Source organism: Mesorhizobium sp. M0136, from assembly GCF_040322515.1.
GTDB lineage: Bacteria > Pseudomonadota > Alphaproteobacteria > Rhizobiales > Rhizobiaceae > Mesorhizobium.
The window spans coordinates 246627-264196 of record NZ_JAMYTP010000005.1 but is presented as its reverse complement, the minus strand read 5'-3'; the positions used below and the strand labels follow the sequence as shown (position 1 = coordinate 264196).

Annotated in this window: 19 protein-coding genes; 6 read left to right on the top strand and 13 right to left on the bottom strand. The window is 59.3% G+C overall.

Going from position 1 to position 17570, the window contains the following annotated elements; translation table 11 throughout:
* The first annotated feature begins 5 nt into the window (after positions 1-5).
* The 3 genes from NKJ35_RS08400 (at position 6) to NKJ35_RS08390 (ending at position 3242) form a co-directional block, all read left to right on the top strand.
* Positions 6-1088: an ABC transporter ATP-binding protein gene (locus NKJ35_RS08400; protein WP_352646218.1), complete on the top strand. Its 1083-nt coding sequence runs from the start codon at positions 6-8 to the stop codon at positions 1086-1088.
* The gene (locus tag NKJ35_RS08395) at positions 1089-2144 is read left to right on the top strand and encodes a hypothetical protein (protein WP_352646216.1); all 1056 of its coding nucleotides are present in this window, start codon (positions 1089-1091) and stop codon (positions 2142-2144) included. It abuts the gene before it with no gap.
* A 99-nt stretch (positions 2145-2243) separates the two neighbouring features.
* Positions 2244-3242 carry a sugar-binding transcriptional regulator gene (locus tag NKJ35_RS08390; RefSeq protein ID WP_352646214.1) on the top strand — a complete coding sequence of 333 codons (999 nt, stop codon included), beginning with the start codon at positions 2244-2246 and terminating at the stop codon, positions 3240-3242.
* Between the two features lie 52 nt (positions 3243-3294).
* Here the strand turns inward: NKJ35_RS08390 and NKJ35_RS08385 are convergent, their stop codons facing one another.
* The 5 genes from NKJ35_RS08385 to NKJ35_RS08365 all read right to left on the bottom strand — a co-directional run bounded on the left by NKJ35_RS08385 (position 3295) and on the right by NKJ35_RS08365 (position 8170).
* Positions 3295-4026, bottom strand: coding sequence for an ATP-binding cassette domain-containing protein (locus NKJ35_RS08385; RefSeq protein ID WP_254819755.1), 732 nt, complete (start codon positions 4024-4026; stop codon positions 3295-3297).
* Positions 4027-4028: 2 nt separating this feature from the next.
* Positions 4029-5009: an ABC transporter permease gene (locus tag NKJ35_RS08380; RefSeq protein WP_352646212.1), complete on the bottom strand. Its 981-nt coding sequence runs from the start codon at positions 5007-5009 to the stop codon at positions 4029-4031.
* 199 nt (positions 5010-5208) lie between these two features.
* Complete coding sequence (locus NKJ35_RS08375) at positions 5209-6192, bottom strand: sugar ABC transporter substrate-binding protein (protein ID WP_352646210.1); 984 nt, start codon at positions 6190-6192, stop codon at positions 5209-5211.
* A gap of 39 nt (positions 6193-6231) precedes the next feature.
* Positions 6232-7437: a mandelate racemase/muconate lactonizing enzyme family protein gene (locus tag NKJ35_RS08370; protein ID WP_352646208.1), complete on the bottom strand. Its 1206-nt coding sequence runs from the start codon at positions 7435-7437 to the stop codon at positions 6232-6234.
* A gap of 13 nt (positions 7438-7450) precedes the next feature.
* Positions 7451-8170, bottom strand: coding sequence for a FadR/GntR family transcriptional regulator (locus tag NKJ35_RS08365; RefSeq protein WP_502895628.1), 720 nt, complete (start codon positions 8168-8170; stop codon positions 7451-7453).
* A 367-nt stretch (positions 8171-8537) separates the two neighbouring features.
* On the opposite strand from NKJ35_RS08365, the gene NKJ35_RS08360 reads away from it, so the two are divergent.
* Positions 8538-9527 (top strand): Tim44 domain-containing protein, encoded by a 990-nt coding sequence (locus NKJ35_RS08360; RefSeq protein WP_352646314.1) that lies wholly within the window; start codon positions 8538-8540, stop codon positions 9525-9527.
* Between the two features lie 145 nt (positions 9528-9672).
* On the opposite strand, the gene NKJ35_RS08355 is transcribed toward NKJ35_RS08360, so the two are convergent.
* The 6 genes from NKJ35_RS08355 to NKJ35_RS08330 all read right to left on the bottom strand — a co-directional run bounded on the left by NKJ35_RS08355 (position 9673) and on the right by NKJ35_RS08330 (position 14781).
* Entirely contained in the window at positions 9673-10752 is a 1080-nt protein-coding gene (locus NKJ35_RS08355; protein ID WP_352646205.1) for an AI-2E family transporter, read from the bottom strand.
* Between the two features lie 280 nt (positions 10753-11032).
* Complete coding sequence (locus NKJ35_RS08350; protein WP_352646203.1) at positions 11033-12490, bottom strand: S1 family peptidase; 1458 nt, start codon at positions 12488-12490, stop codon at positions 11033-11035.
* 186 nt (positions 12491-12676) lie between these two features.
* A complete protein-coding gene (locus NKJ35_RS08345; RefSeq protein WP_352646201.1) occupies positions 12677-13156 on the bottom strand; it encodes a hypothetical protein in 480 nt (159 codons plus the stop codon).
* Between the two features lie 94 nt (positions 13157-13250).
* Positions 13251-13880, bottom strand: coding sequence for a DUF2272 domain-containing protein (locus tag NKJ35_RS08340; RefSeq protein ID WP_352646199.1), 630 nt, complete (start codon positions 13878-13880; stop codon positions 13251-13253).
* Positions 13881-13890: 10 nt separating this feature from the next.
* Positions 13891-14418, bottom strand: a complete 528-nt coding sequence (locus NKJ35_RS08335; protein ID WP_352646197.1) for a hypothetical protein — start codon at positions 14416-14418, stop codon at positions 13891-13893.
* A 183-nt stretch (positions 14419-14601) separates the two neighbouring features.
* Entirely contained in the window at positions 14602-14781 is a 180-nt protein-coding gene (locus NKJ35_RS08330) for a hypothetical protein (RefSeq protein ID WP_352646195.1), read from the bottom strand.
* A gap of 479 nt (positions 14782-15260) precedes the next feature.
* On the opposite strand from NKJ35_RS08330, the gene NKJ35_RS08325 reads away from it, so the two are divergent.
* Positions 15261-16175 carry a PA3715 family protein gene (locus tag NKJ35_RS08325; RefSeq protein WP_352646193.1) on the top strand — a complete coding sequence of 305 codons (915 nt, stop codon included), beginning with the start codon at positions 15261-15263 and terminating at the stop codon, positions 16173-16175.
* A 124-nt stretch (positions 16176-16299) separates the two neighbouring features.
* Positions 16300-16848 carry a class I SAM-dependent methyltransferase gene (locus NKJ35_RS08320; RefSeq protein ID WP_156948240.1) on the top strand — a complete coding sequence of 183 codons (549 nt, stop codon included), beginning with the start codon at positions 16300-16302 and terminating at the stop codon, positions 16846-16848.
* 81 nt (positions 16849-16929) lie between these two features.
* On the opposite strand, the gene NKJ35_RS08315 is transcribed toward NKJ35_RS08320, so the two are convergent.
* Both NKJ35_RS08315 and NKJ35_RS08310 read right to left on the bottom strand, forming a co-directional pair.
* The gene (locus tag NKJ35_RS08315) at positions 16930-17085 is read right to left on the bottom strand and encodes a hypothetical protein (RefSeq protein WP_352646191.1); all 156 of its coding nucleotides are present in this window, start codon (positions 17083-17085) and stop codon (positions 16930-16932) included.
* 100 nt (positions 17086-17185) lie between these two features.
* Complete coding sequence (locus NKJ35_RS08310) at positions 17186-17419, bottom strand: DUF6429 family protein (protein ID WP_352646190.1); 234 nt, start codon at positions 17417-17419, stop codon at positions 17186-17188.
* Positions 17420-17570: the final 151 nt, after the last annotated feature.

Below are 17570 nucleotides of genomic sequence, written 5' to 3'. Positions count from 1 at the left end.
AATTTATGGCGTCTGTCACCATCAGCAACATAAAGAAGGACTATGGCGCCCTCTCGATTATCGATGGACTAGATCTCTCGATCGAGGATGGCCAGTTCGTCGTTCTGTTGGGGCCGTCCGGCTGCGGCAAGTCCACGTTGTTGCGCATGATAGCCGGTCTCGAGCCCATCACGTCCGGTGAGATCGCCATAGGCGACAGGGTCGTCAACACGCTTCACCCCAAAGACCGCAACATCGCGATGGTCTTCCAGAATTACGCGCTTTATGCGCACATGACCGTCTTCGACAACATGGCCTTTTCCATGCAGTTGAAGAAGCGCCCCAACGAAGAAATCAAACAGAAGGTCGGGTGGGCGGCATCGATCCTCAACCTGACTCCCTATCTGGAACGGTACCCTCGCCAGCTTTCGGGCGGCCAGCGGCAGCGCGTCGCCATGGGCCGCGCCATCGTGCGGGACCCAACTGTGTTCCTGTTCGACGAGCCGCTGTCCAACCTCGATGCCAAGCTGCGGGTGCAGATGCGCACCGAAATCAAGGAACTCCACCAGCGACTGAAGACCACCACGGTCTATGTCACGCATGACCAGATCGAGGCCATGACCATGGCCGATGTCATCGTCATCATGCGCGACGGCCGTATCGAGCAGATCGGGCGCCCGCTCGATGTCTACGATCACCCGGCAAACCTGTTCGTCGCTTCCTTCATAGGCTCGCCCGCAATGAACATGTTCCATGGCGAGGTGGCTTCCGAGCGCGATGCCTGGGTGGTGCGGACCGACGAGCTATCCCTCCCGCTGCCGCCAGGGGCTGCGGTCCGGCCCGGCCAAAAGGTGATCTACGGCATTCGCCCCGAACACCTCCGACCCGTGGCCGACGGGCGCGGCATCCCGGCCAGGATTACGGTTGTCGAGCCGACCGGCCCCGAAATCCACATCTTTGCCAGCATGGGCAACACCGCGATCTGCTCGGTGCTGCATGACCGCATGGAGCCCTCTCCTGGAGCTGTGATCCATTTGGAGCCGGCGCCTGAGCGAATCCACCTGTTCGACGAAGATAGCGGCGAGCGGCTGGACAAGGGAAGAACCTGAATGGCGCGGATCATCATCCTCGGCGCCGGCGTCATGGGCTCTGCCATGACGCTTCCGGCCGCTTACGCTGGTAACCGCATCACTCTTGTCGGGACCCATCTCGATGAGAAGATCGTCGGCTCGGTGGCCAGCACAAGTCATCACCCACGCCTCAGCATCACTCTGCCTGATGTGGTGACCGCCTGTTCCTGGACCGAATTCGGGGCAGCGATGAACGATGGACCCGATCTGCTTGTACTCGGCGTCTCGTCGGCCGGCATTCCTTGGGCGATCGAGCGAATTGCAGAAAGCATCAAGTCGCCCCTGCCGATACTGATGATTACGAAAGGACTTGCCGCAAGCGACGAAGGCGTGGAAATCCTGCCACATCTGCTTGCCCGCGAGATCGAGCAACGCACCGGCTTGTCAGTCCCGGTGATGGCCGTCGGCGGACCGTGTATTGCCGGCGAACTGGCGGCACAGCGCGATACGTCTGTGATCGTTGCCGGACACGATCCCGACCAGGTGGCCGCGGCCTCCCGCCTTCTGCGCGCGCCCTTCTATCACGCGCGATCGTCATCCGATCTCGTCGGCGTCGAGATCTGCGCTGCTTTCAAGAATTTCTACACACTAGCCGTTGGGGCTCCCGTCGGACTGCTGGAGCGCGACGGCAAGGCGCCCAATGGTGCGCTCATGCACAATCTTGCCTCGTCACTTTTCTCGCAGTCCCTCGCGGAGATGGCGATTCTGGTCGATGCTCTGGGCGGAAAAATCGAAACAGTGCTGGGGCTGGCAGGCTCCGGCGATCTTTATGTGACCTGCCAGGCGGGCCGTAACGGTCGCATGGGGCGCCTGCTTGGCCGCGGCCTGCCCTATTCCGTGGCGAAGCGCGAACATATGAGTTCGGACACGGTCGAGGGAGCGCAACTGGCGCTGGACCTTGGTCCGACTTTGAAGAATATGATGGCCCGGGGTGTACTTCCCCATGATCGCCTGCCGCTGACGACCGCCATCATCGACGCGGTTTGTCACGATGCTCCGCTGGTTTTGTCCTTCGACCGCTATCATCGAGGCTAGCGGAGCCGGGGAAACTCGATTGATGCCTCATATCGATGAGCACATGGCTCGGCCGAGCCCGCTCTGGACCCGCTGCCGCGGAGTGGACAGGATGATCTGATGGAGAAACCCGCACGAAAGAAACGCGACGGCCGCCAAGCTGTAACGAGTTCGGTCACGGCTGATCGTGAGGAAGGGCTGCTCGTGCGCGCCGCCTGGCTTGCTTACGTCGGTGACCTCACGCAGGCGCAAATTGCCAAGTCTCTTGGCCTGACCCGCCTTCGCGTCAACCGGATGCTGGCGCACGCGCGCCAGCGGGGGATCGTTCAGATTCGCATCAATTCGAAGGTGGCGAACTGCATCGAGCTGGAGCACCGGCTGCGGGACGCCTATGGTGTCTCGGATCCAATCGTGGTTCCGACACCACCCGATCCCGCGCTGGTGCCACAGGTCATCGCAGCCGCCGCCGGTGAGGCCCTGTCGCTCAGAATCCGCGACGGGATATCGGTGGGCGTGGGATGGGGACGGACGCTCCAGCTTAGTCTGCGGTCAGTGACCGTACGCCCGGTCAAAGGAATGTCGGTCGTTTCCCTGCTTGGTGGGCTCACGCGCGGATCGGCGATCAACATCTATGAGATCGCTTCGCGGCTCGCCGCGCTTTTCGATGCGGAATGCTTCTACATCGCAGCACCGGTGTTCACGGACACGGAGGCCACGCGCGATCTGCTTATGCGCCAGTCCATTCTGGAAGACGCCTTCACCCATGCCCGCGACGTTGACGCCGCTTTCGTTTCGGTGGGCGCGGTGCACAAGGACGCCACCATCTTTCGGATCGGACTGGTAGGCGACGATGATCTCAAATCGCTCCGCGAAGCGGGAGCCGTCGGCGATATTTGCGGCCACTGGATCGGCGCCGACGGACAACTCGTGGATCACCCGCTAAACAGTCGCGTAATCGGCCTCGCGCCCGAACATCTGCGCGACGTCGACACTGTGATCCTGCCCTCCGGTGGCCTCGACAAGGTTCCGGTGCTGCGCGCCGTGTTGCGTCTGGGAGTCGTCGATGTGCTGATCACCGACGAGAAAACCGCTGAGGCGATCCTTGCGCAAAAGCCGTAGCGCAGACTGATCTCTACCAGTAGAGCGGCTCGCGACTGATTGCTTCTTCGCGTCACAGAACCTCGTGGATTTCCTCGATCGAAGTCTCGCCGATCCGCTTGTCGAGAACGATCTCTCCACGCGCCATGGCCACGACCCGGTCGCAGCATTCGAAAACATGATGCATGTTGTGGCTGATGAAGACGCTGGTGATGTTCTGGGCCTTGAGCGCGCGAACGAAGCCAATCACCTTTCGCGTCTCCTTCACCGAAAGATGATTGGTCGGCTCGTCGAGAATCATGACTTTCGACTTGAAGTGCATGGCCCGGGCGATCGCCACGCCTTGGCGCTGGCCGCCCGACAGTTCGCCGACCAGCGCGTCGGGCGACCTCAGATGCAGATCGACGTCCGCGATCGCCTTGACACTTTCGTCACGCATGCGCTTCTGGTCCAGGATGCCGATGCCGAAAACCGAGCCCTTCACCGGCTCGCGTCCGATGAAAACGTTGCGGGCGATGGTCATGGTCGGCACCATCGAATTGTACTGGTAGATCGTCTCGATGCCGCGATCCATGGCGTCGCGCGGGTTAGAGAATCGGACCGGTTCACCTTCGATCCTGATCTCGCCGCCATCGGGCTTTTGGGTACCTGACAGGATGTTGATCAACGTCGATTTGCCGGCGCCGTTGTCGCCGACGAGGCCCAGTGCCTCGTCTGGGTAGATGTCCAGTGTAACGTTCTTCAAGGCGTGGACGCCGGAATACCATTTCTGGAGTCCCTTGATCGCGATGATGGGTGCCGCCATGATCAGGTCTCCACCTTCATTGCCCTGCCCCGCTTTCGCAGCCAGGCATTCACGACGACCGCGAAGATAGTCAGGAAGCCGATTGCCATCTTGAACCAGTTGGCGTCAACCTGGCTCAGCACCAGTCCGTTGTCGATGACGCGGATAAGGGCAGCCCCTATGATGCCGCCGAAGATAGTGCCGATGCCGCCAGCCAGCGACGCGCCACCGATGACGGCAGCCGACACGGCTTGCAACTCCAGCCCCTCGCCGATCGAGGGCAGCGGCGCGCCGAGCCGCATCACCTGAATGGTGCCGGCAAAGCCGGCGAGCACAGAACATATCATGAAGCAGGCGACCTTTACCCGGGCCGTCGGGATGCCCATCGATTGCGCGGCAGGCAGAAAGCCGCCGGTGGCGCGCACCCAGTTGCCGAAATTCGTGCGCGACAGAAGCACCGTCGCCAGGATTGCCACGGCGACAAACCAGAAGAACGACATGCGAAAGAGGTCGCCCGGCCCCACATAGATCGTAAACAGCCATTTGGGCAGAGCGTTGGCCGGGATGACAGGAGGGAAGCCGCCGGAGATTACCACCGTCAGCGAACGCGCGATGAACAGCATGCCAAGCGTGGTGATGAAGCTTGGTATCGCGAAACGAATCGTTATGAATCCGTTGAAGAAGCCGATCAGGGCGGCGATCGCGAGGCCGGCGGCAAAGGCCGGCGCGAACGACACGCCGGCCGCCAGCATCACCGCCATCGTCATCGGGGTCAGCGCAAAGACCGAGCCCACGGAAAGATCAAACTCGCCGCATATCATCAGCAGGGTCACGCCGATCGCGACCAGCCCCATTTCAGGCAGCAGCCCAAGCATTCCGCGCACGTTCTGTGTGTTCAGAAATACGCCGTTCGAGCGTATCTGAAAGACGAGAAGGAGGAGAAGCAGGAACACGACCGCGGCAAGCTCCGGCTTCTCCAGATAAATCTTCATCAAGCGCTTCATCATTCGCTCCGGCTTGGGATTGTTTGCCCTGGCTTGCCGCTCGGCAAGGGGATGACGGCAGTCTGTCTTCTACCGCCCTTGACGGGGAGATGCGGTGCCAGGATGAGGGGTGGAGCTAAAACGCCCAAAGGCCACGCGGCCTGCCCCCACCCTTGCCCCCCTCCCGTAAAGAACGAGGAGAGGACGCCGGCTTCGCCGCCTACCGCACGCCTTTTGCGGCCAGTTCCTTGAGCTTCGGCACGTCTTCCTTGACGATGATGCCCTTGCCGGTGTCGATGTCTGCCGGCAGCAAACCGACGTTCTTGGCGAGATAGGATTCCATCACCGGCATGAAGCCCTGCATGTAGGGCTGCTGGTCGACCTGGACCTGGATATAACCCGCTTCCATCTGTTGCAGGACTTCCGAGACGATATCGAAGCCGCCCATCAGCACCTTGCCCGGCTCGATGCCGCGATCGATCAGCACTTGGGCCACGTAAGCATGCCAAAGGCCGGTGTCGAAATACACCGTGGTGTCCGGGTGGGCAGACAGATAGGCGCCCACACGATCGGCGACGACGGCGCCATCTGTGCCGGTGTCGAGCCGTTCGATGACTACGTCGCGTCCGCCATTCGCGGCCTTGTATTCCTCAAGGAACTTCATGACACCGGCAGCGCGCTGTTCCGACCAGTTCTGACCGGGCGCGGAGACGCCGACGAGCGCCCTGATCTTGCCTTCCTTGGGGAAGAACTCAGACATCTTCTTGCCGAGTTCGTAGCCGGCGGGAATGAAGCCCTGGCCGATGAAGGCCTGGCGGGCATTGCCGGCTGCACCCTCGGTGTCGTCGACGTTGGACGCGATGACCGTGACGCCGGCAGCGCGGGCGTCGGCGATGATCTGGTCGAAAGCATTGTTGTCGACGATCGAGGTGATCAGCGCGTCCGGTTTTGCCGCGAGTGCCGCCTGCATGTTGGCCGATTGTTGCTCGATCGAGCCTTCGGTCTGCGTGAAGACCATCTGGCAATTGGCCTGGATCTTGGCGCAGGCGTCGTCAAACCCCTTCTTCACCGCCTGCCAGAACGGGTTCGACGCCGACGAATGATGCGTGAAGACGATGTTCATCGGCTCCTGTGCGCGTGAGCCGATTGTCGAGCCTCCAGCCAGTACTGCTCCCAAGGCTGCCGAGATAAGTAGCTTCTTCATGGTTCTCCTCCTCCGTAGAAAGCTGCTTCAGGTTCATTTTCAGAGAGTCGATGCGTCAGTCACCCGTCGAAGCGCCGTGAAGGCGCGATCGATCTCCGGGTTCAGTTCCATGCCGAGGCCCGGTCCGGGAGGCACGGTGATCATGCCGTTCTTCACCTGCGGCAAAGCGGTCACAAGGTCGCGGTACCAGGTCTTGTAAAAGGCCCTGACACTCTCCTGGACAAGCGCGTTCGGCGCATTCAGCGACAGGTGGGTCGATGCGCCGAGCACCACTGGACCGGTGCAGTCGTGTGGCGCGACCGGCAGGTGCCATGCCTCAGCCATGGCAGCGATCTTGCGCGCCTCCGAGAGCCCGCCGCACCAGCTGATATCGAGCATGATGACACCGGCCGCTCCAGTTTCGAGAAGGTCGCGGAAGGCCCAGCGGGAACCGAGCGTCTCGGAAGCCGATATCGGCGCCAGCGAAGCCTCGGCATAGCGTTTCAGGCTGGACAGGCTGTCCATCCTGATCGGATCTTCGTGCCAGAAGGTCTTGTAGGGGGCAAGCTCGCGAGCGATCTGGATGGCCGGCAGCAGCTGCCACATTGAATGGAATTCAACCATGATGTCCATCTTGTCGCCGACCGCATTGCGGATTTTCTCGAATGGCGTCAGCGCGGAATTCAAGTCGGGCTGGGATATATACTGGCCGCGCGTTTTCTCGGCGGCCATGTCGAACGGCCAGATCTTCATGGCCGTGATGCCTTCCTCCAATAACGAATGCGCCAGTTCGTCGGCGCGGTGAAGGAAGCCGTTCAGATCATCATAGCCGTCGCCGGGCTTATCGAGCCCGTAGTTGGCCGTCGTCTGGCCCGTGGCCTTCTTGATGTATTCGGGTCCGGCACAGGTGTTGTAGGTCCTGATCTCGTGCCTGGTGAACCCGCCGAGGAGCTGTGCGATCGGCTGACCCGTGGCCTTTCCAAACAGATCCCAAAGCGCGATGTCGAAAGCGGAATTGCCCCTGACTTCCGCGCCCGTCGATCGAAAACCGAGATAGCCGACAAGATCGGCGGCGAGCAGGTCGATCTGCAAGGGGTCGCGACCGATCACGCGCGGCGCGACATATTCGTGCAAATAGGTCTCGACGGTCTCGGCCATGAAGAAGGTCTCGCCCAGTCCTACGAGGTCTTCGTCCGTGTGAACCAGGACCCAGAGAAGGTTCGGCCGCTCCTTGAGCCGCAGCGTTTCCAGTTTCGCGATCTTCATTGCGCCCCCGTCCTCAGGCGATGCCGGCCGCCAGCAGGGCCTTGACGCTCTCGTCAAAATGCCTCGCCATCAGGTCGCGAGCAGACTGGGGATCACCGGTCTCGATTGCTTCGGCGAGCTCGATATGGATCTGGATCATCTCCAACTGCTCGGCATCCGAAGGGCGGCTGCGCCAGCCGATCGGCCAGGTCTGGCGCGATACGCGCTCGAACGCGCCTACGATGAGGCTAAAAACCGGATTCTTTGCCGCCTTCGCGATTTCGAGGTGAAAGGCGAGATCGTGCTCCATGACCTGTTCCGGTCGCTGGAAATTCTCGCGCATGGCAAGCGCGTGCGCCCTGATCCTTTCCACTTCGTCGGCGGTTCTGCGCAAAGCCGCCAGCATGGCGGTGCGGGTCTCGATCGTGCGGCGCACGTCGTAGATTTGCTGCACCGTGATCTGCTCGGTGTGGACACCATGCTCGATCACCAGCGACATGGCGCCATAGTCCAGCTCGGCGACGGTAGCCCGCCTGCCTGCCCTGAGGTCGATAAGCCGCATCGCGGCGAGCGAGCTGAAGGCCTCGCGCACCACAGTACGCGAGACGCTCAATTGCCTCGAAAGCGCGGCCTCACTGGGCAGCCGGTCGCCTGGTCCGAGTTCATGCGTGCGGATGTGGCGCGTGATCTCGCCGATCGTATTGCTGACCAGGCTCGCTGCGTCGGAATGTTTTGCGGCTACCACCGTGCTCACGCGAGCTCCAGTTCAGAAGGCAAACCTGTATGGCAGGTTTTGCAGATGTGTTGATAATACCTAGAAAAGCTGTATGTCAAGCTCAAGTCATTGCCGGGCAACCGTCGGCATCGTCGCCGGGAGAGCGATGACCCGACGCTTGCATATCCGCTGCTCTTGATGCCACAGACGGCGGTCGGCCGGGTGCGGCGCGCCTGCATGATCGGACAGGCAATCATCTCGCTTGGGCAGGCTGGACAGTCTCATCGTGAACCCCGGCGGGCGCCCGACCATGCCGTCGGAAAATATCTCAGCGGGCTATTCACTGATATTTCGATCGACGCACCCCATATGGGTGGACAGAGTGTCACTTGAGGATTTGCCTATGCTGATTTCGCGTTGGGGACGGTTTGCAGTTTTGTTCGCCGGATTGTTCCTGGCATTTTCCACAGTCGCTGTGGATCACGCCGATGCGCGCCGTGGCGGCAGCTTCGGCAGTCGCGGCATGCGCACTTTCCAGCCGGTCCCGCCGACCAGAGTCGCGCCGCAACCGGCCGCACCGGTCGAGCGCTCGATGACGCCTAGTGCGGCAACGAACAATGCGGCCGGTCAGCCGCAGGCATTCCAGCGCCCAGGCTTCTTCAACGGCCTCGGCGGATCGATGATGCGGGGGCTGCTCCTCGGCGGTTTGATCGGCGTTCTTCTGGGCCATGGATTCGGCGGCTTGGCCGGCATGTTGGGTCTTTTGCTCCAAGTACTGCTGATCGGCGGCGTGATCATGCTGGCGATCCGCTTTTTCCGCTCGCAATCGGCATACAACCCAGCGCCCGCTACGGCCGGTGCCTCGCGGGGCACCGGGACCTTTGGGCGAAACGCAGCAGCTGGGCCCGAGCCGAGCAACGCTACAGCTTTCCCCATTCCAGGCATCGGGTCAGGATTTGGCGGAACGAGCCAAGCCAACGCTTCCGATGAGATCACACTCACGCAAACCGACCTCGACACGTTCCAGCAACGGCTGACGGAAGTTCAGGAGGCATTCGGGCGCGAAGATCATGCTGCTTTGCGCCGGTTGGCGACGCCCGAGATGGTGTCCTATCTGTCCGAGGAACTTGCCGACAATGCCAAAAAGGGCGTCAGGAACGACGTGTCGGACGTCAACCTATTGGAGGCCGATATTGCGGAAAGTTGGCGGGAGGGTGACCGCGACTACGCGACGGCTGCTTTGCGCTATGAGTCTCGCGACGTGACCCGCGATCGCATCAGCGACAAAATCGTTGAGGGCCAGGCCGATCAGCCGACCGAGACAACCGAACTGTGGACCTTCATGCGCCAGAACAGCGGGGACTGGAAGCTCGCCGCAATACAGCAGCCGAGCTGATGTGCTTGCCTTGATTGAAATGTCTGGCCCAGAGTTGTTCAGGTTTCTCGCTACCGCTCGAAGGCCAGCCCGCCCCTTCCGCCCGCTTGATCTTGAGTACGGTGCGGTCAGAACACGGAACTCATGAGCAGCCCTGTCTTCGTGGTCAATCCGTCACGGGCTGATGCGGTAGCTCGGTAGGGCGCGGCGGCGCCGACTCGGGCTGATCAGTCAATCGGTTCTTCAGAACATCAATGAGGCTGATGGTGATGGCGATCACCGCGGGGCCGAGGACAAGGCCGGATGCCCCAAACAAGACAATGCCGCCGACCGAGCCGACAAAGGCCACGACCGTGTGGAGGCGTAACCGATTCCCGACAAGCATCGGATAGAGCAGATTGTCGATGCCGCCGACAATGACGCCGCCCCAGACGCTCAATATCGCCGCGCTGGCCCAAGCCGCCTCCAGCGCGAGATAGACCGCTGCGGGCACCCAGATCACAAATGCCCCGAGCACAGGCACTATGGCAAGAAGTCCCATGACAAGGCCCCAAAAGACTGGGGTCGGCAGGCCGAGCCACCAGAACATCAGGCCACCCAATGTTCCCTGGACGGCGGCGACGAACACGGTGCCGAGCAGTGTTGCATGGACGGTCTCCGCAAAGCGGGACAAGATGTATGCTGTCTCCGGAGCGCGCAGGGGCGAAAGGCCAGCAACGGCTTGCACGGCATGTTGGCGATCGCGCAGAAAATAGAACAGAAGATAAAATGTCAGCCCGAACATCGCGACCTGATAGATGGAGCCACGCAACAGCGATGTGCTTTGTCCCGTCAGCCATTGTACGAATGCTGCGACGGAGCCGGCCGGATCGAATTGGTTCTCGATCCATTGGGCAATGACCGAAAGCGTAGGATAGCCAGACATGAAGCCGTCTGCATCCCAACCACGGATGACCTCCTCCAGATAAGTCGCTCCGTTTACCGCCTCGCGAACGAGCTGTTGTGCGACGAGTGCTAGCGGCAGCCCGACGGCAATCGCCGCGACGCTTACCGATATCAGCGCTGCCAGGTTTCGATTTCCGACCCGTCTCTCAACCCACCGATGAGCCGGAGACAGAATGACTGCCAGGACGAGAGCCCAGGTCAATGCCGGCAAAAAAGGCCACGCAAGCAGATAGCAGACATATAGACCGATCGCTGCGGCTGCCAGAACGCCGAGCAATCTCAATTGTTTCACGTCCGGCATCTGTTTCAGATCAGCTCCTCTCGGTGTCTCGCAAGCCCAGCGAGCCTAATGGGTTTCTTGAAAAAAGGGCAGCGTCGGTTGCGGGAGCCTTACGGCGAGGCTGCCGAGGAGGCGCCTCGCGAGATCTTCAGGGGGCGTGCGCAGAAGTCAGTTCCGTCGCCGGCACGACTACGAGGCCGACCCGCGCAGCAAAGGACGCAGCCTCGACGAGGTCGAGTGGTGGACCTGATTTAGGCCCACAATGTGAATCCAAATCAGGCTCTGCGCCCTATGAACATGCTTAGTAAAATGGATAAGTTGAGAGCTGAGTTGCCAGCACAAAATGCGCCCACTTTTTTAGAAAAAGCGGAGTTGGATTACATAAGACAAATTGATTAAATTGATTAAAGCATTGCTCGACGTCATTGTTGACGCTCGCAACGCCAACAAACGACCCTCCTCTAGCCATTATAGTTTCGAATTGATGCATAGCCTTGAATCGTCCCGGACCCATACTATTCTTGCCGATAAAAAAAGACTTACGATTGATCGTGAGTCCGTCTTGTCGACTTTGTGGTCCGTTAAAGCTTAGTACCTGATCTGGATAGAAGCCTATGTTGGGGACGGCTAGGGACGCCATAAACCGCGTTTCAAAAGCCTGCGAGGCCTCCTGCACTTCTGCAGGATTCGTGGCTGCGGTCCCCCACACGATCATCTGAAATATTCCGTCGTCTGTTTTTGCGGAGCATGAATCCCCATCGCTAACCAGTTCCGCATCCGCAGGGACTAAGACCGTGGCACCGCTACCGCCGTGAACCCAGCGATTAAACTCTAATTCTTCGATTACCGCGCGAGGACTCCCGGAAAACGCTACGGTCGTATCAAGTCGCAGCGAGTTGTCAGATGATTTTGCAACTTCACCGAAGGAAAGGCGCCCAGTGTTCTCGAATTCCAATTCTCCACACTGAATAACGTCAGCCGTCCCTCGATTGGACGGATATGCGAACTGCGTAGGGCTTGTGTTTGCTGTCCCCGATATCGGGTCTTGCGAGGACGACAGATCGGCCAGGAAACTCGCTGGCCAGCCCCAGCTCGCAGCGACGGCGCCGTTCTTAAGACCACCTGCAACGATTGCTACTAATTCACCATTGCCGTCAAAAATTGGCCCGCCGGACATCCCTGGAAACAACGGACGGGAAAAACGATATATTCTTGCGTCTATGTCAATTCCGGTATCGCGGCTGATCTCCACAAGGTTCTCGTGCGGCAGCATGTCGCGAAGTACGTCGCTTCCTATTGATATGCTAAGGTCAAGATCGCCTAATGTAGGCTGACCGGCAACGTAGCCGATCGCTTTCAGCACATCTCCTCTATTCACATTGCCCGCCACCGTAAGGACGCTTTGGGTTGGAGGCGCATCAACCTGCAAAAGCGCCAAATCGCCGCGAATCAAGACACGCACAAGGCTCGCGGGCAGACGCGGCTGACCGTCTACGCGCTCGTACCAGAGTTCAATTTTGCCACAGCCTGCTACGACATGATAATCGGTTACGATTTGGTCGGGTGCCTGGTAAGCAAAACCAGTGCCACTGCGCTCGTGTGGCAACCCAGCGCACCTTGTTGCTGTAATTCCGACAACAGCCGAGGCAACGGCTTCGGCCACTTCCCGCGGAACATCAGCTTGCCCGACTTGGGAGGGCACGAGCATGGCGCCCGCCATGCAAAACAAACGAAGTGCACTGATGAACCGGGACGTCATATCTATGTTCCGCACAAATAAAATTCTGCCGCGTCTAACACGCCTAGTTGTCGGTTGGTATTGATTTTACTTATGCGCAGAGCGGCGTCCCTAAACCCGCCATCATAATCGGTCAGGCGTGCGATTCGATCGGCTATGGGCAAGTTTCGATCGCGTCTAAGCTCGGTACACTTCTCGCCGGTGCCACTAAATAGCGTTGACGGTATTGATTGCCCCGTCGCCAGGATCGGCAGCCTTGGCATCGGAGGGCAAGATGCCAAAAATCTTGAACCGCACTAGCGAACGGGCGTCATCATCACTGTAACTTGCCAGTTTCAATTCGTTGTATAATTGCGCAGGGCTCGGCGAAAGAAGATCGTGCGTTCGCATATATAGTCCAAGTAAGACGGAAATTATAGCTGCAAATGCAAACGACGACAGCCGGATTGAGTTGTTTGTGGAGAATAAAACATTTGAATCCTTGCTTAGGCCAACGATGGCAACAACCAGCGCTAGCAAAGAGCTTATCACAGAAGACGTTACACTCGCTGTTGTTAATCCGACCAGAAGCCCAGTAAGAAAGCCGAGACTTATCCCGGAGATAACGTCTATCGTCGTGCTAGACGGGCTCACAGAAACGAATGCGGGGACGCTCGGTTCCGCTGACTGCGCATCGAGGATTGTCACGTGTTAAACCTTTCAGAGCTCGATCCATCGAAACTCGAGTTAATCACAAGTGGATGTCTTCTGCTCCACTGACGTTTTTGCGGAGCTCCATCGCTTAGACCGAATTTTTAATGACCCCCACGAAGGTTCGTCTTCCATCCCTGACTATGTCATTCGAATCGAGCTTATAGGTCGTCCGAGTTACGGCCTGCTTGACGTTGCCACCAATAACGTCAGCCTCACCTGGCCGCGTTGCCACGACAATGTCGCAATGACTACAGAAACTGTCAGCGGTCTTCTCACGAATCTTCTTAAGTTCCCTCTTCGCGTCAGCGAAGTTCGATGGCGGCGTCCTACAGGTGTCGCCGCTTCGGCTTGCCCATAAGAGGTCGCCAGCTACGACTGGCGTGCTCCCCGGATCCTCAAGCGATAATCCGACAAATTTGCCCGAGTCGATTTTCGACACATAGATCGAATGATTGTCGTGATACGGAAACCGCTTCTTTGCGCCGGCCTCTTTAAAGCAATAGCAGATAAAAGCAGCCGACCAGGCTGGAGGGTCTCTACCATCAAGCTCGCTGCCGATCGATTGCCAGTATCCGCCGACGTAAGTCCAAAACGGATGCTTGGCCTCCATGCGGGGGTCGGTGAACCCAACAAGAGTTCCGTCGATCCCTTCCACCGGTCCACCCCAACGTGTCCATTCGCGCCGAGCTACCGTTATCAGATCATCAACGAATGCCATTCCCGCCTCCTCAGACAAAATCGCCTATCGAGCGAGACCATTTCTTCTGCCGAAGGCCGGCACGGCGGGTTGCCAAGGCTGCCTTCAGGTTCTTGACCCGCTCCGGCTGCCCGCGCCGGCCTACTTCGAGCAGAGCTTCGAATGGTCTTTTGGCGAGAAGCGCAGCCTGCAATTCATCAAACCCTGCGCGACCCTGGTGCCGCACATCCATAATCACACAACAGAGGTCGGCACCAAGACCGTCCAATCCTAGCCTTTTATCCGCTTCCCTTACCAAACGGCGTGCTGTGTTGATCATATGCTGGACTTGAAGCAGCCGTGCTTCCGGATGACTCCCCGTCCAATGAATGAGCTTGGCAGCAGTTATGACCTCCACGTCTTCGACCTCGTCCAGGGTGGGATTGAAATAGAGTTGCAGTGGTTCGGTCGACGCTGCGTCTTCCAAGGCAATGACCTTGGTATCCTCGACTTTCACGATGCGTCCGCCGCGCACTTCAAGGTTGGGAAAGTAATCCACCACCTCTGGCCGCTGCAGCATATCGCGAAACCAACGAATGAAATCGCCGTCAGGAACATGGGCCGCAAATTGCCCAAACCCGAACGTAAACCTTGCCCGGTCATAGGTGTTTAGCGAGATGAAGCTCTGCCCCTCGCAAATCGCGGTCGGCTCAATGAAATCGCACCAGGTTGGGTAAATACCTTGGTAATCGGAAGCGATGTATCATTGCTTTTTCGCTTCAGCAGACCCGAAGTAGCCGCCGTCATTGGATAGGCCAAATCGCTCTAAGCCAGCCTTTTTGTTACGATATGAGACTTTCGACCCAATGGCAAACGCGCCAGCGTTGTCGGGCCGCGCGGAGAAATGCTTACCGTCACGCACGACGTCAAAATGAATGGCCATGAGCTATCCCCCCGGACTAGTCTTAGACCTTTATCGATCAACTATAGACGTGAAAATTAGATGCCGCAAGAATTACAGCTTCATAATTTAAGGGTTCTGCGTTCGGTTCAGTTCTTAAGTATCGCGTACGTGCGCCAACCAGGCTGCGATCGCCCGGCAACCTGAGCCTATATTCGTGTCCAGCATCACCCTAGATGTCGAAAGCCACCGGGCCCGGGCAACACCCAGCTTTGGAATGAATCTTGCGTCTCAAACCAAGCGCATCGGATCCGGATCGAGCACATGAACCTCATCAGCGTCGACATTAGAATGCTCCGATCGCTGCAATGCGTCGCAGAAACCGGCAGCATTGCCGAGAAAGCGTGGCGGCTTAGCCGCTCGCACTTGGCACTCCTCAGACAAGTGGTTGGGCTGATGAAGTGATTGGCAGTGAGGACTCGCCGTAGGGATGTGACGATTGCCGTGGAATTCGACCTGTCTTGGCCGTCGTTTCCGCGCACCCCTGTGCGCCGCCACCAATCTCGCGTAGACATGCCTGCCGGCATCCGGCGCTGCGACGTGAGAACCTCATGCGAATCCTGTTGCCTGTGTTCTTCCTCTGCCTGACCAGCCTGTCGCCCGCCCGAGCCGCGTCGGGCGATTGCGGCGATGCCGCCGCCCTGGTGCAGCAGGCCTATCCCAAGGCCCAAAAGAGCGCCGACGGCGCGTCGTTCACGCTTGTACCCCATACGAGCATCGCCTCAACGCTCCCGGAGAGCGATGCGCCATTCGGCCTGGCCTGCAAGATCTGGCCGGCTCATGACGACCTGCTTTTGGTCGCGGTACCGCTGATCGACAGTGCTAACGGCGACCACCTGCATGTCGGCGACATCGAGCTGCTGGTGGTCGATAGAAAGAGCCTGCGGGTGCGCCAGCGCCTGCTCCAGCCTGGACTGATGACCGATGATGCCATCGCGATCCGTAAGGTGGAATTCGACACCGGCCGCTTTGCACTGGCCCCCGAGGTCACCGCCTTCGGCCTGCGCATCGAAATGGCAAACCATTCGCAGGCTACTCCCTTCAGTGAAACCGACCTGCGGCTCTATGCCGTCGCCAGCGATGCGCTGCGCTTGGTGCTCGACGGCCTCGTGGTGGCCGCCTCTGGCGGCGATAGCGATGCCAGTTGCGCCGGATCCTTTCATTCCAGCCAGGTCAGCCTGGCGATGAGTCCGGCGCGCCACCACGGCTATCGAGACATCATTGCGGTCGAGCGGTCGAATACCGACAATCCCTCCCCCGACCAGAATGGCGAATGCCAGTCCCATCCCGGCAAGCCTGTGAAGCGGACCTACCGGCTGCGCTATGACGGCAGCCGCTACGCGGTTCCCGCGGCACTCAAGGTGATGGGGTTGTGACGCCGCCGCACACGTCCCTGCCTTGGTTCGTCAATGGGATCAATTCCAGTTGAAAGGGTATCGACCGTTAATTCTCTCGTGGTAGGAGGCGCTCAAGGGGGCTCTTCCCAAAGGAGCTGATGATTTGTGGTGGTCAAGATTCAAAAGGGGTTTTGCAGGAACGTGGGACGACAGACTTGACGGGCTATTCTCCGCAAAGGTCGACTACGCCGGAAAATCCATTCTCGATGTTGGCTGCAATATGGGTGTTGTCGCCTATGAGATATCCAAGCTGAAACCCAGCTCGATCCACGGGATCGACATTGCCAAGCCGCACATCGAGACTGCAAAAATGTTATTGAGCGGCTCCCCGGTGCATGCCCGGTTCGATCGCCTGAATCTTGGCAGCCGGCGCCTCGGCAATATCCTTCTACCGAAATACGATATCGTCCTGCTGCTGGCCGTCTATCAGCACATGCAGCGCAACATCGGCCCAGGCAAGGCGCGAAGGGTGCTTTCCAATATTGTGAGGCGCACCTCAAACGTCGTTGCCCGCGTTCCGCCTGGAACGGATGGCGAATTCATCGAAACGCTTTCTGACGAGGGATTCCAGGTCAAGAGCACTCACACATCGCCCCTTGGTAGTCATGTGCTCGTGCTTGAGAAACCTGCCTTCGGAAATCCGCAGCCATAGAGATTTCGCATCGCCAGTGGCAATCTGCCCCACTAACATCCCATGTGTCAGCAGCGGCGGCGCCCCGCTGCTGGCTGCAACTCAGCGCGTTGGGCGCCCGATTCGCCGGGAGAGCATCTCGCGGCTGGACTTCGCGCCAATGCCGTTGACGTTTGAGGTCGCGGCTGCGGTGTTCTCTGCCACTACCTTGACAGACAGGATGCCCCCGTTGGCGTAGGTGACGAATTTGGCCGCCATGGCGAGTGCATCGCCGTCCCGCCTGGGGTCAGCGCGCCGCCGGTGTCGAAATTCAGCCATGTGCGCTATCAGCTCGCAGGCGCCCCTCCAGCGCTCTGGCTCAGGGCGCCGGGCGAGTGAACAGGGTTCGGAATAGCTCCTCAGCACGCCGCAGTCCTTCATCTGTCAGAACCACTGACTTCGCCTTGTTTGCCGGATTCCCGATCAGCCCCTTCTGGTGCAAGCGATCCAGAGCATTCCAATCCAACCCCTTCCAGGCGCGCCTCTCGTCATGCAGCGTCAGCCAAAGCAGGCCCATAACGGCATCGTCGATCTTGTCGGCGTCGATCTCCATGCAAGCGGTCTAACACGCGAAAGCGCCGCTGCCACGATCCACACCGTAGGGTTATTCCTCGCGCAACGGTTCGACCGAGAATAAATGTTTCACCGAGGCGTCGCATGCGCGACGGTGTCATTTGGGGGACGAGCCGGGATGAGATCCGAGT

Bases quoted from the DNA above. Each gene is read 5' to 3' on its own strand.
- NKJ35_RS08400 (WP_352646218.1), top strand. From the start codon at position 6: ATGGCGTCTGTCACCATCAGCAACATAAAGAAGGACTATGGCGCCCTC.
- NKJ35_RS08395 (WP_352646216.1), top strand. From the start codon at position 1,089: ATGGCGCGGATCATCATCCTCGGCGCCGGCGTCATGGGCTCTGCCATG.
- NKJ35_RS08390 (WP_352646214.1), top strand. From the start codon at position 2,244: ATGGAGAAACCCGCACGAAAGAAACGCGACGGCCGCCAAGCTGTAACG.
- NKJ35_RS08385 (WP_254819755.1), bottom strand. From the start codon at position 4,026: ATGGCGGCACCCATCATCGCGATCAAGGGACTCCAGAAATGGTATTCC.
- NKJ35_RS08380 (WP_352646212.1), bottom strand. From the start codon at position 5,009: ATGAAGCGCTTGATGAAGATTTATCTGGAGAAGCCGGAGCTTGCCGCG.
- NKJ35_RS08375 (WP_352646210.1), bottom strand. From the start codon at position 6,192: ATGAAGAAGCTACTTATCTCGGCAGCCTTGGGAGCAGTACTGGCTGGA.
- NKJ35_RS08370 (WP_352646208.1), bottom strand. From the start codon at position 7,437: ATGAAGATCGCGAAACTGGAAACGCTGCGGCTCAAGGAGCGGCCGAAC.
- NKJ35_RS08355 (WP_352646205.1), bottom strand. From the start codon at position 10,752: ATGCCGGACGTGAAACAATTGAGATTGCTCGGCGTTCTGGCAGCCGCA.
- NKJ35_RS08350 (WP_352646203.1), bottom strand. From the start codon at position 12,490: ATGACGTCCCGGTTCATCAGTGCACTTCGTTTGTTTTGCATGGCGGGC.
- NKJ35_RS08340 (WP_352646199.1), bottom strand. From the start codon at position 13,880: ATGGCATTCGTTGATGATCTGATAACGGTAGCTCGGCGCGAATGGACA.
- NKJ35_RS08335 (WP_352646197.1), bottom strand. From the start codon at position 14,418: ATGCTGCAGCGGCCAGAGGTGGTGGATTACTTTCCCAACCTTGAAGTG.
- NKJ35_RS08330 (WP_352646195.1), bottom strand. From the start codon at position 14,781: ATGGCCATTCATTTTGACGTCGTGCGTGACGGTAAGCATTTCTCCGCG.
- NKJ35_RS08315 (WP_352646191.1), bottom strand. From the start codon at position 17,085: ATGGCGGCCAAATTCGTCACCTACGCCAACGGGGGCATCCTGTCTGTC.
- NKJ35_RS08310 (WP_352646190.1), bottom strand. From the start codon at position 17,419: ATGGAGATCGACGCCGACAAGATCGACGATGCCGTTATGGGCCTGCTT.